Genomic DNA, 12,197 nt, shown 5'->3' on the forward strand with positions numbered 1-12,197 from the left:
TTGAGTCTTTCACCATCCTTTATACTGAATGCAGGGGAGTTTTTGTGATGGCAAAACAAGATGTCTTAATGAAAGTACTCACGCGTTCTCTCTCTGGTGGAGCCTTGGAGATTTTGGGCATTCGCGGAGTGGAGTTGAAAGAACCATTCATCACGGAGCTTCCTGCCAACACGCTTCACATGGATCGTGTATGGCGAATGGCGAATCAAGATTTGTTCCATCTTGAATTTCAAACGAAACGGGAATCCACGTTGCATCGTTTTTTAGAATACGACGCCCGCCTGGCAAACGAACATCGTGTGAAGATTCGCACGGTCGTACTCTACCACGCAAGTGTCACGAACGCGCCAGCTGAACTCGACATCGGCACAGCGCTCTACCGCGTCGAGAATGTATTCTTGTCGCAACTCGACGGCGAACAGGCGTTGAATGAAGTCGAAGCACATCTGCGTACCGGACAATGGGAACCTGGTGACCGCATGCGCCTCTCATTGGCACTGAATATGCGATTGGAAAATCAAGACAAGGCATTTGACCGAGTACGCAAACTGATTCCGCAAGTAAAAGATGAAACCGAACGAGATTTAGTGATCAGTGCCATTCTCGTATTGGGCGATCAAGGTCTCACGGAAAAACAACGAGCACAACTTCGGAAGGAGCTGAGAAAAGTGTCCAAACTGGCAGAAGAGCTCTATGAAGAAGGTCGTCAGGAAGGTATAGAAAAAGTCGCCTGTAATCTACTTGCAGAAGGCGTGCCTGTGAACGTGATTGAAAAGGCCACAGGCCTCTCTCGCGAACAAATTGAGAAACTACGCACGCAGATTCACTAAATATCACTATGGCCGGGTTGAGCATAAAAAAACACACCGGCCGGCCCTTTCTATTTCGGAAGGAGCTGAGAAAAGTGTCCAAACTGGCAGAAGAGATCTACGAAGAGGGTCGTGAAGAAGGCCGAATGGAAATTGTCATGAACATGCTTCGTAGAGGTATGAAAATAGAAGACATCGTGGACGTGGCCAACCTGTCTAAACAAGAAATCGAAAGCATTGCCAAGAAAATATCTCATTAACAAAATTTTGTTTAAAGCGATCGGCCTGCTGAAGTACGAAGGCTTAGCAGGTCGATCATTTTTTTGATAACTATTAGATTTTCCAAATCTGTTCCCGGAATTCAGGATGACAAATAAAATCTTTATCCTGAGGATACAGTGTTTCACGAATCCGACGGATACTCTTAGTATGAATATTCCAACTCGGTGTACCTTTATGTAGGAGGATTTGTGTAGATGAGGTTGCCCCTAAATTGACTAACAAATGTCGACAAGCTTCCGTCAGTGGACCGTGAATCGTTAAGCGATACTTATCATGACCTAACGGGGTAAAGAAACTATGTCCTTCGATATATCCACGTAAAAAGTCCAATGTGGGTCGAAAAACTGGGTGTGTATTCGTTTCCCATAACAGCATAACCGTAAATATGAGATCAAGATTATGGGAACGTATATCCTTGGATGACTTCCCTCGACCAGTTTGAAAAATAGATACAGGTTCTAACAAAGGTCGTAGCATATCTATCCATAGGCTGTCTTTTTCGATAATACGTAAATAAACACCTCCACGCTTATCCCAAGTAATATTGACTCGATTGGTCATCCACCCCAACCAATAGTCGGGTATTTCCATACCACCATGAATTAAATAGTAAGTTCTCATAAAAGAAATGGTTGCATTATGGAAAGAACCAAACTGCTGCAGAAGCATTTCCAGGGAAGTGATTTTCCCTGTTGCCTCTGGAAAACGCTTATAATAATTACGTGCAACAGCCTGATAACTTTTGGGTGAAGGGCGGCGTCGGTGTTGGCTTCGTTCCCAAAGATATTCGAAAATTCTATACTCACTGGTATGGATTTGCAATGTTAAGCAGTACCCCTTTTTCTATCTGACATATCGAATTTTTCCGCACTCAAACTTGTTTACAGTCTATCGAGACAATAGCGGATAGTCTAGAGGCTAAACTTAACATACACTCATATCCTTACCCTCCATATCCTTTGCAGTTCATCTTGTATCTCTCCGCAAGTCCGTATTATTACAGTAACTTCTTGAAATATCCACCGATTCAATCCTTATACGTCTAAAACAAAAACATACATCATCCATAGATATCCATTTTTTATTTGCATATTAGTATCGATAAGATAAGATTATCGCTAGTAATACGTGTAGATTCTCATAATTAACTTCATGATAGTTCTTCCGATAAATTATGAAGAAATATGATATATTCATAAATAACGTACATTTAAAAATGAGGTGGTGAAATTGTTGTTATCCATCGTGCGTCTTTCTCAACGGTTTCAAATTACTTTGCCTGTAGAAGTGAGAGAACTCCTACAAATACAACCTAACGATCGTATTGCTTTTCGTACGGATGATACGGGACGTGTCTACTTGGAAAATTTAAAGTCGATTCAAGTGAATACTGTACGTGGATTATTACAAAAGCAGCAATGGACGGATCATTCCGCTCATACAATGACAGAACACCCAACGCCAAACCAAGAGGAGACTTCGTATTGATGAAGACATGGGTTGCACATGCAGATATCATTGTGGAATTTCTGCTGGGTAGCGAAAGTGCTGATCCACTCGTTGAAGTTCTCGAATGGGCTGCCCAAAATCGTGCACGTGTGTTCGTGGATGCGGTAGCAATTGCAGAGTGTTGCCGCATGCTACAACTGGTGGAACCTACACTCTCTCATGAAGCTATTGCAAACGCATTGATCCGTTTCCTACTGCTTCCAGGCGTACGAACAACCGATAGGGATCGTTTACTCAATGCACTGGAAGCCTTTGCTTCTTCGGAGGACACTTTTCCCCAGTCTTGGTCTAGAATCATCGCCTACGAATCGAAACTCGAAACGTTACACACAAAGGAACAACAGAACATGTTGGAAGAAGACATCGACCATGTTGGATAAATCCATTTTTAAAGTAGATCGCGCTCTTTTCGAAAACAGAGTTGAACGTTATCTGGAACGTTCACATGCAGAAAATAGTCGACGTGCTTATCGCGCCGATTGGAAGGATTTTGTCCAGTGGTGCCAGGCTCATCAACGACAAAGTTTACCTGCCACTCCCGAAACGGTCGCTGCTTATATCTCCGCGCTGGCCGAAGCCGGTGCGAAAACCAGTACCATCGTTCGTCGACTTTCTTCCTTATCCTTAGCACATCAAGCCAAACAATGGGAAACCCCCACTCGGTCTCTATTGGTGCGTACCGTATGGCGTGGCATTCGCAGAGAACATGGCATAGCTGCTGAACCTAAACAACCTATTCTTACGGACGAGTTGCGAAAAATGATCGACGCTATCGACACAACTACACTCCGGGGACTCCGAGATAAGGCACTCCTGCTGATTGGGTTTGCTGGAGCCTTTCGACGGTCAGAGCTCGTTGCATTACGATGGGAGGATGTTGAATTTCGTGAGGATGGCGTAGTCATGACCATTCCACAAAGTAAAACCGATCAAGAGGGAGAAGGACAACGGATTGCCATTGTACGTGGCCAACAGGCATCCACTTGCCCCGTTACAGCACTACAAACTTGGCTCGATGAGGCGTTTATCGTGAATGGACCGATCTTCCGTAAAGTGAATAAGTCCGACAATGTGGAACCAAGAGCACTGACCGCCCAATCCGTAGCTTTAATCATCAAACGTTATGCACAAAAGGTCGGGCTAGATCCTGACCAATTCGCCGGCCACAGCCTGCGTGCTGGATTTGCCACACAGGCTGCGGTCAATGGTGTGTTGGAACGGGACATTATGCGACAAACCCGGCACAAGTCATTAGTGACATTGAGACGATACATACGGGATGGAAGTTTGTTTCGCGATAACCCATCAGGACGGGTGGGGTTGTAATGTATTTGAATAGCTAAATAGTTTGTTTTCTTTTGATCAACAAAATAGAGAAATTAGCCAAAATTATATAAGTTAGGCAATTGATTAAGAACTCAGTGTATTTTCCAATTTTTTGATTGTAATACGATGTAAAAATATAATGATAGTTTATAAAAGGTAAATAAAATGGAATATTTATATGGTTTGTCTCAAAAAAAACAATTATAATAATGAATAAAATTGATAAGGGAAATGCTGAAATGTTAAAATTGTAAGTTATGGAATCAATCAATATTCTTATATTTATTACATTAACCAAAACTATCGATATTTTTATAAAATACCCCCACAGAGAAATGATCTCCGAGACATTTTCTATACTATTTAAAATAGATAAATAACCATTTAAACATCCGTCAAAAAAAATACTCATCAAAACCAAAATCATTGCACCTATAAAACAAGCCATGTACAAACTAAGCGTATAACTCTCCCACATTAAAAACCGATTGGTTGACCGACTCAATATATGATATCTCCAGTATCTTCTGAATGGTGATAAAGATTCTTCTTCTAGTAATAAGAAAATGATAAGTGGCAAATTCCAAAATAGAATTTCTATTAAGGTTCCATGAATAGAAGGGCCTGACCAAACTTTTTCTAATAAAAATAGGTGATAATTCTCCATTTTAGATACACTTATTGTTTCATATTTCGATAAATTTTCAAACGAAAATAGTAATCCAGTTAAAATCAGGGCAATCCACCAATACCATCTATTTAATATCCTACAAAACTCCATTAGAGTAATTTTAAAAAAAGAACTCATCACAATATATGTCTCCTAAACAATAATATATATACTAATATTGAAATCACCAATATACTGATCTCAGTCCCAATCGACCACTCAATGTTAAACCAATGTGGAATATGTAAGAGTTTTGAACAAAAACCAGAATGCACTTTGAGTAGCATTTGTAATGTAGGTGCATACATACTCATATTAGAATGAGTCATCCATATCCCATAGGAAATCATACAAATAGATGCACCAACTAACCACCCAACAAATGCTTTCCGAAAAAAAGATCCAATGATTGTAACAAAAGATGACCAAACAAATAAACCAACAAATAATAAAATAATGATTTTGAGTATAATAACATAGGGTGGAAAATTAAAAATTGATGCAGATAGCCCCCCCGTTGATAACGTATCTAATGCATAGGATGCCTTACTCCATCCAGGCTCCCATGGAACAAAAAGTGCGCTTATGGTTAGAATAAAAAACAAAAAAATCATAATATATACCAAAACAAGTATTACTGTGGTAAAAATCTTATTTAAAATCCAATTTATACGGGAAGAATATTTCATTATCATCCCGCATTGCCAATTCTCTGCAAATTCATCTGTTAATACATCAACTGTTAATGAAAAAAAGAGAATTGGATAAATAATTGAAACAAGAAGAGGCGAATCAAAAGAATTTATGAGTATATCCCATTCATTAAAATCTATTCTACTTACAGGTAAATGGGACATTGATAGAACTTCGGATAATGCAATAATAATTGAAAGAACAGGAACTGTTAGCCAATTTTTTCTATTTAAAATAAGATACACTAAACTAAGGTTCATCATTAAACACTTCCATATCCCACTGTAATATCAGCCTTTTATCTTTCACTTTTAACAATTTATCCGATATTGTTCTAACTTCGTCCATTTCGTGAGACGTTAAAATGATTGCTGTACCATCCTCTTTTAAATGACTTAAAATATCCAAAAAAACTGTTGTAAATTCTGGATCTAGGGCATTCGTAGGTTCATCCAGTAAGAGAATTTTATTTTTTTCCATAAGCGCTTGTGCTAACCCTAATCGTTGACGCATACCAAGAGAATACTGTTTTACAGGTTTACGATTATATGGATCTAATCCCACTAGTTCCATTGTTTTTCGAATGTCATCTTGACCTATCCTATTTCTAATGTGTGCCAATATTTGTAAGTTTTCAAATCCAGATAAATAGGGTAGAAAACCCGGAGTTTCAATAAGCAAACCAACATGAGCAGCTAAGCGACCAAACACTCCAGGCTTAGATAGATAAACATCTCCTACTCTGACACTACCTGAATCTACATATGCTAACCCGCTTAATATTCTTAATAGCAAAGTCTTTCCCGAACCATTCGAACCTATTATTCCAACAATTTCACCGTAGTTAACCGACAAATTAAGATTTTCAAACACCATCTCATGACCTAACTTTTTACAGACATCCATAACTTCAATGGCACATTCAGTCAAAAAAATCTCTCCTCATTTTATATGTTCCCATAAAGATGAATAAGCTAATTCCAATCGGTATAAGCCAATAAATCACAGCCCATATGGGGGATATCGAAAAACTGTTTAAAAATGGACCTGACATAACTAATGGAGAAAAATTAATTAGTCTAACTATTGGAATGGCGCATACGGCAGTTACAATTACATAAACCATCCACGAACCTGCTAATGTGAAGTAAATATTTGAACTGATCAATGAAAATAACATACCTATACTAGACCAAGTACAAGCCGATAAAATAATGATCACGCTAAATAATAATAAATACATAAAAGGATGCTGAAAAAAGAAATTATGAAAAAATACAGGAAATGGATTGATGATTGATAAAGGTTGATGGTACTGATAAATTGTATATTCTCCTTTAACTATTCTCCAATCCGGCAATTTGATTGGGAATTTTAAAAGTGAAAGGATAAAGCAAAAAATTAAACCTACCAAAAATACACACATCGTAAACAATTGAATTGCACACCACTTGCCAATAGCATAATTTATTCGAGAAATTCTGGATAAATAAAAATAGACAAAAGAAGTTTTTCTATCCCATGCAAAACTATCTGCTGCAATCCACGTAGCAATTATGGGTAATATCCCTACCCAATAAGCTTGCGATCCAATACCTAATGCAGACAGATATGCCAAGAAAGAACTTGTAGAACTTGTAATGGATTCACTTGAATAGCTATAGATTCCCTGATATAGAAAAGCACACATAACCACTAATGAAATTCCCCAACGACGCCAACTATGTAACAACCTATACAATTCACTAAAAAAAACCTGTTTCATTTATCCTCCAATTTTCTCGCTGAGATTTTCATTTCTCTAATAATTTGTGTATTTTAAATTATAATAAATTACAATCCTCCAATTTCATTTTATTATAGTTGAAATTGGAGGTTGTTGATTATGTTTAATAATGATTCCTTACAAAAGTACGTATAGTCATTACTATTTCGTCAAGACCACCATTGTCCGTTTACTTGTACATCCACCGGTACCCACCAATCCCCAAAGATTTTAAGATTAATTTCTGTACCAGCAGCTGTGCCATCCGCAGTATAATATTGATATGAATTGTTATAGAGTGTCTGAGAACTAGAAGCTTGACTTGTTCCCTCTTAAGCCCCGAAATCAGGTTGGACAACCTCTCTAAAGTATAGGAGACTAGAAGCAACAGGAGGTTGTCTTTATGGAACGACGGAAATTTTCATCACAGTTCAAGCAACAGATCGTCCAGGAATGTCTGGAAACTGGTAGTCCTACTATTGTGGCAAGGAAGCACGATCTAAATGCCAATATGGTTGGTAGATGGACTCGTGAGTTTAAGAAGACAGGTATAACGCCTGGAAAATCAAAAGGTATACCAACACATGTCACTTCAGATGATTACCAACAGGTCGTTGAAGAGCGTTCAGAGTTGGCTTCTGAGAATGATAAATTACGAAAGGTATTAGCTGATCAGGCACTCGAAAATCACATTTTGCGTGACCTGTTAAAAAAAGCCAACCCTCACTTGCGGATAAAATAGCTATTGCACACAAGTGGATCACAGCCGGGTATTCAGTCACCATCGTGCTGCGCATCGTGGGGGTTTCTAGGTCCACCTATTACTATCAGCAGACACATGAACCACAGCCGAGAACGACTGCTGGAGGGCGTCCTGTAACCGAATATACCTATACACAAGATGGCAGCAAGGTAAGTGACGAGCAGGCCAAGGAATGGATTATGAATGAAATAGAAGGAGATGGTTTTGCCTATGGATATCTCAAGTTAACCTATTTATTAAAGAGAAAGTACCAGTTGGTTATCAACAAGAAAAAGGTATATCGGCTTTGCAAGGAATTGAAGATCCTTAAGCCACAACGCAAATTGAAGGAAAAGCATCCTCGGAAATTGGCTAGAAACCGAGATATCACGGGTCCGAATCAATTGTTCGAAGTGGATATTAAGTATGGCTATATTACGGGTGAAGATCGATTCTTCTTCGTGCTGTCGTATATTGATGTGTATGACAGACAAATTGTGGACTACCATATTGGGTTGCGCTGCGAGGCTACAGATGCTGCAAATACACTGAAAAGTGCGCTCTGGAAACGAAAATTATACGGGAAATCCGAGTTGCCTGTAATTCGTTCCGACAATGGGCCACAGTTTGTCAGTCACCTGTTTGAATCCACATGTGAACAACTTGGGCTGGAGCATGAGCGGATACCGCCAAAGACACCAAATATGAATGCTCATATCGAATCTTTTCACAGGATACTGGAAGATGACTGTTTTTCTCGCTTTGAATTTGAGAGTTATACACAGGCATATCGGGAAGTAGTTTCATTCATGGAATATTACAATGAAAGAAGGATGCATTCCAGCCTGCACTACTTATCGCCGGTCGAGTTTCACAAAAAGCATTGTGATACCGGATTAAAACCGAAAGAAAATGTGAAAGTCTAAGAAAACGCTAGAAAAAGAGAGCTATGTCCAACTTACGGGTGTCAATCCGTTGCTTTATCGACCATCGCCTGCTGTAACAGGTCTTACATGATCTCCACAAGCGTGGATTCGGCACGTTCCATGCCTATATGGCGCATATAAGTTAGCTAACTTGCTGTAGTATTTCTAACCCTCGATGTAGAATGTTGATCGCTGCGTTTACGTCACGATCAATTTCTAATCCACATACAGAGCATTTATGGATTCGCACCGATAGGTCTTTCTTTACAATCGTTCCGCATCCGCCACTACAAAGTTGCGACGTATGATGCGGTGGCACTTTAATCAGTTGCTTACCAGCATTTTTGGCTTTGTATTCCAGGTAGGTAGCGAGTTTGCCCCAGCTTACGTTTACAATGGATTTCGCAAGTCGATGATTTTTCATCATCCCTTTCACTTGCAAATCCTCCATGCAGATGAGGTCGTAACGGTCAATCAGCGATCGGCTCACTTTGTGCAGGTGGTCTTTACGCTGGTTTGCCACATGGTCGTGAATATATCCGAGTTCACGTTTAGCCTTTTCGCGGTTATTGCTGCCTTTCTTTTTGCGGGAAAGCTGTCGTTGCTTGCGCTTCAGGCGCTTTTCGCTCTTCTGTAACCACTTGGGATTTTCGAAGAATTCCCCATCCGAGGTGGCAATCAGCGAAAGCAATCCAAGATCAATGCCCGCCGCGTTTTGAATCTCTCTGAGTGGCGCAACTGCTTCTGTCACATAGGTAAGATTCACATACCACTTGCTATCATGAAATTTGACATTGATCATTTTGATAGACACAGGATCAAATGGAAGATGTGCCCTCATCCTGACCCAACCGATTTTCGGAAGATACACCTTGTTGTCACGAAAATATGTGTTTCTTGCTTGCGGGTAGGTGATGGATCGAAACATGAATTTGTTTTTGAACTTCGGGAACTTTGCCCGTTTCTCAAAGAAGTTTACAAACGCCTGATCCAAACGTTGCAACACGTTTTGTAACACTTGCGAATGAACTTCATTGTACTCGGGATGTTCCTGTTTCCACACTGGCAGGCGGTTTTGCTGTTCTGTATAGCGAATGGAGACTCCGTTTTCGCGATAAGCGGTCACCCTTTCCTCAAGCGCCTCGTTGTACAATCTTCGGCACAAAGAGAAGGTGTGAAAGAGTGTTTGCTCTTGCTCTTTCGTGGGTTCCAAACGAAAGCGCAACACACTAACGGTTTCGTTCTCCCTGGTTTTCGATGTACCTTTTGATGGTCTCAATTGGAGCACCTCCTGTCGTAAGCAAACAGAAACTGCGTGACCAAAAATACTCTTTCCAAAGCGATTTTCGTATGTGCGGAAATTCTTTTTTGATGATCCTTGATGACGCGCTTTTGTAAGCGTTGATAAACTTAGATAGTTCGGAATTGGGATGAGCCTTGAACAAAATATGTACATGATCGCGGTCGTGGTTCCATTCCTGAAGCGTGATGTTGTAATTTGGCTGTATGTACTCAAAAATCTCACGCAAACGGTCCGAAATGGCATCATCAATCACTTTACGCCGGTACTTAATCACCAAAATCAGGTGGTAATACATCAAGAACACTGAATGATTATTACTCTCAAGTTCCATATGATATATTCCTTCTTTACCATTACTACTGATAGTATATCATGAGAAGAAATACACGCCATTCATCTCGCCGCCTTAGAGGAGGAAGAATTCTGGCGCAAGATCGTTAAAGCCTTAAGGGACCCATTCCAAAAAAATCCAATTGTACCTACTAACGTTTTGTTTTAGGACGACTGCTAATGGATAAATGTGAAAGTACGTATTTTTTTGCTTCCATATCACTAATGGCTTGGTCTATGGCTTCAGGTGACACTGCACTGACTTCGTTATCCAACGTCTGAACCAGTTTGTTATTCAGTTGAATCAACGCAATGTCTTCCACTACGTCTACCATTGAAATAGGGAAGTTTTGACCCTTGATGTTTGCCGTTGTGAGAACCGCCCTATTTTCGTCAATTAACACCCATGCAAGGGAGTGATATTCGTTATTTGACTTGTCACTCCAAACTATGGTTGACGGTGACATATCCACAATAACGTTTTGTTCATATAGCTTGGCAATCCTTCCTAAAGCATCCTTAGAAAGCCATAAAGGAAAATTCTTATTATACCCCGGAATGTGGTTAAAACTCATTGGTGGCATAAATGGTTCATTATAAGGTATTTGACCGTTTTCTTGTGCTTCGCTGAACCATTGCAAAGCAAACCAAGTTTCAATACACCAGCTTAACAAGTTCATTTGTCGGTAATAATCGTTGAGATATTCTGTGTTGATTCTTAACAGTGGCATGTCAAACCGTTCACACAACGCATCTTTCTTCTTATCACGTTCAATCTGTTTTGGGGATTGGACATGTTGTACCCCGTCAAACTCAACAGCAAAAAGCGGATACCCTTCACGATTCGTAACAATCACGTCAAAGTGTGAAGCCAAGGCAAACTTAAACAACTCATCGGAAATACCACTGTTTTCAATCGGCAGAATATCTGCAAGCCTTACTTTCGGGTAGGCAACTGCACCGTTCCGTTCACAAATTTCCTGTGCTTGATTGTATGTGATAGCTTCTGACAAGTTCATAATTTTCTTAAACATAGTGAAGCAAACCCCTTTATGTTTGTAATATTATCCCCGAATGCTTTCTACCTGCCTTCTTGCATATTCTTCATGGTGTGGTATCTGTCCCTGCCCACTGACTTGAACAATTAAACAATAGCGAGAAACGAAAACAGGTCAATCCAGAAGGACTAACCCTAATATGGAACGAACCAGCTTTCCCTTACAACACATGCAACTTGATGTGAATGTCTCCGAATCGCCCATTTTTGCTTAGTTCGATACGACTCACTGCTTGCTTCAACTCTAGTGCTATCAACAGCAACCAATTGGGATAACTACGACTATCACCCATCGATAGTCTGTTAGGTCAACCCTGCATGTAGTGTTTTGGTTTTATCACAAGCGAAGAATTGGACAGGGAGGCCGCAACGTACAACAAAGCTGTCAGTCTCGCACAGGTTATTTGCGCGAACGGCATTTTTGTTTCAACGGCCATCCACATCGCAAGGAACCTATTCACTTCACAAATTGGACACGGAGGATCGAGCGTCAAACTCTTACTACGAATATGACGGGAATAACCATCCCTCCTCGGTCCAGACATATGTAATGTCCGACATCCAAACCTGATTGGAACGCTGTGCTTGAAACGTTTGATTTAATACGTTCTCGTGCACTGATTGTGCTTCGAGTTCGTCGTCGCCTTGTATTTGCGCACTGTACAGATCCTGATTCTGTTATCCTGCATCATTTTGGCAACGATTTTTTGACCGATTGCTTTACTTAGATACAGTAATTTCCTGAATCAATAATATCAGAGTTTAACCCACACTTATGACACACT

15 protein-coding genes and 1 pseudogene are annotated in these 12,197 nt (G+C 40.0%); 6 read left to right on the top strand and 10 right to left on the bottom strand.

Going from position 1 to position 12,197, the window contains the following annotated elements; all coding sequences use genetic code 11:
• The first annotated feature begins 47 nt into the window (after positions 1–47).
• Together ACOJUR_RS15575 and ACOJUR_RS15580 are read left to right on the top strand one after the other, a co-directional pair.
• Positions 48–830, top strand: a complete 783-nt coding sequence (locus ACOJUR_RS15575) for an RpnC/YadD family protein (RefSeq protein ID WP_420950610.1) — start codon at positions 48–50, stop codon at positions 828–830.
• 74 nt (positions 831–904) lie between these two features.
• On the top strand, positions 905–1,069 hold the full coding sequence (locus ACOJUR_RS15580) for a hypothetical protein (RefSeq protein WP_420950611.1): 165 nt from the start codon (positions 905–907) through the stop codon (positions 1,067–1,069).
• 73 nt (positions 1,070–1,142) lie between these two features.
• Here ACOJUR_RS15580 and ACOJUR_RS15585 read toward each other — a convergent pair whose 3' ends face one another.
• The gene (locus ACOJUR_RS15585) at positions 1,143–1,913 is read right to left on the bottom strand and encodes a hypothetical protein (RefSeq protein ID WP_203115828.1); all 771 of its coding nucleotides are present in this window, start codon (positions 1,911–1,913) and stop codon (positions 1,143–1,145) included.
• Positions 1,914–2,324: 411 nt separating this feature from the next.
• Between ACOJUR_RS15585 and ACOJUR_RS15590 the strand changes: the two genes are divergently transcribed.
• Genes ACOJUR_RS15590 through ACOJUR_RS15600 form a run of 3 tightly spaced genes read left to right on the top strand, consistent with a single transcriptional unit; the run spans position 2,325 to position 3,926 of the window.
• Positions 2,325–2,579, top strand: coding sequence for an AbrB/MazE/SpoVT family DNA-binding domain-containing protein (locus tag ACOJUR_RS15590; RefSeq protein WP_420950612.1), 255 nt, complete (start codon positions 2,325–2,327; stop codon positions 2,577–2,579).
• Positions 2,576–2,980, top strand: a complete 405-nt coding sequence (locus tag ACOJUR_RS15595) for a hypothetical protein (protein ID WP_420950613.1) — start codon at positions 2,576–2,578, stop codon at positions 2,978–2,980. Before ACOJUR_RS15590 ends, ACOJUR_RS15595 begins: the two co-directional genes overlap by 4 nt.
• Positions 2,970–3,926: a site-specific integrase gene (locus ACOJUR_RS15600; RefSeq protein WP_420950614.1), complete on the top strand. Its 957-nt coding sequence runs from the start codon at positions 2,970–2,972 to the stop codon at positions 3,924–3,926. Before ACOJUR_RS15595 ends, ACOJUR_RS15600 begins: the two co-directional genes overlap by 11 nt.
• Positions 3,927–3,939: 13 nt before the next feature.
• Here the strand turns inward: ACOJUR_RS15600 and ACOJUR_RS15605 are convergent, their stop codons facing one another.
• Genes ACOJUR_RS15605 through ACOJUR_RS15620 form a run of 4 tightly spaced genes read right to left on the bottom strand, consistent with a single transcriptional unit; the run spans position 3,940 to position 7,054 of the window.
• A complete protein-coding gene (locus ACOJUR_RS15605) occupies positions 3,940–4,737 on the bottom strand; it encodes a hypothetical protein (protein ID WP_420950615.1) in 798 nt (265 codons plus the stop codon).
• Positions 4,734–5,534, bottom strand: coding sequence for a hypothetical protein (locus ACOJUR_RS15610; RefSeq protein ID WP_420950616.1), 801 nt, complete (start codon positions 5,532–5,534; stop codon positions 4,734–4,736). Before ACOJUR_RS15610 ends, ACOJUR_RS15605 begins: the two co-directional genes overlap by 4 nt.
• A gap of 4 nt (positions 5,535–5,538) precedes the next feature.
• The gene (locus ACOJUR_RS15615; RefSeq protein WP_420950617.1) at positions 5,539–6,219 is read right to left on the bottom strand and encodes an ABC transporter ATP-binding protein; all 681 of its coding nucleotides are present in this window, start codon (positions 6,217–6,219) and stop codon (positions 5,539–5,541) included.
• Positions 6,212–7,054, bottom strand: a complete 843-nt coding sequence (locus ACOJUR_RS15620) for a hypothetical protein (protein WP_420950618.1) — start codon at positions 7,052–7,054, stop codon at positions 6,212–6,214. The genes ACOJUR_RS15615 and ACOJUR_RS15620 overlap by 8 nt, the downstream gene beginning before the upstream one ends.
• Before the next feature lie 403 nt (positions 7,055–7,457).
• Between ACOJUR_RS15620 and ACOJUR_RS15625 the strand changes: the two genes are divergently transcribed.
• Positions 7,458–8,722 (top strand): IS3 family transposase gene (locus ACOJUR_RS15625; RefSeq protein WP_420950619.1). Its coding sequence is split into 2 segments (ribosomal slippage): positions 7,458–7,779 and positions 7,779–8,722, totalling 1,266 coding nucleotides; the frame shifts between segments, so codons are not numbered across the junction.
• Positions 8,723–8,864: 142 nt separating this feature from the next.
• Here ACOJUR_RS15625 and ACOJUR_RS15630 read toward each other — a convergent pair.
• From ACOJUR_RS15630 to ACOJUR_RS15650, 5 genes and pseudogenes are all read right to left on the bottom strand, one after another.
• Positions 8,865–10,010 (bottom strand): RNA-guided endonuclease InsQ/TnpB family protein, encoded by a 1,146-nt coding sequence (locus ACOJUR_RS15630; protein WP_420950620.1) that lies wholly within the window; start codon positions 10,008–10,010, stop codon positions 8,865–8,867.
• Positions 9,952–10,356 (bottom strand): IS200/IS605 family transposase, encoded by a 405-nt coding sequence (gene tnpA, locus ACOJUR_RS15635; RefSeq protein WP_420950621.1) that lies wholly within the window; start codon positions 10,354–10,356, stop codon positions 9,952–9,954. Before tnpA ends, ACOJUR_RS15630 begins: the two co-directional genes overlap by 59 nt.
• 151 nt (positions 10,357–10,507) lie before the next feature.
• A complete protein-coding gene (locus ACOJUR_RS15640) occupies positions 10,508–11,389 on the bottom strand; it encodes a DUF2726 domain-containing protein (protein ID WP_420950622.1) in 882 nt (293 codons plus the stop codon).
• Positions 11,390–11,573: 184 nt separating this feature from the next.
• Positions 11,574–11,705, bottom strand: a complete 132-nt coding sequence (locus tag ACOJUR_RS15645) for a hypothetical protein (RefSeq protein WP_420950623.1) — start codon at positions 11,703–11,705, stop codon at positions 11,574–11,576.
• 223 nt (positions 11,706–11,928) lie between these two features.
• Positions 11,929–12,059: pseudogene (locus ACOJUR_RS15650) on the bottom strand (IS3 family transposase); the annotation flags it as partial.
• Between the last annotated feature and the right edge of the window lie 138 nt (positions 12,060–12,197).

Origin of the sequence: Alicyclobacillus tolerans, assembly GCF_048984885.1 — a bacterium.
Taxonomy (GTDB): Bacteria; Bacillota; Bacilli; order Alicyclobacillales; family Alicyclobacillaceae; genus Alicyclobacillus_I; species Alicyclobacillus_I tolerans.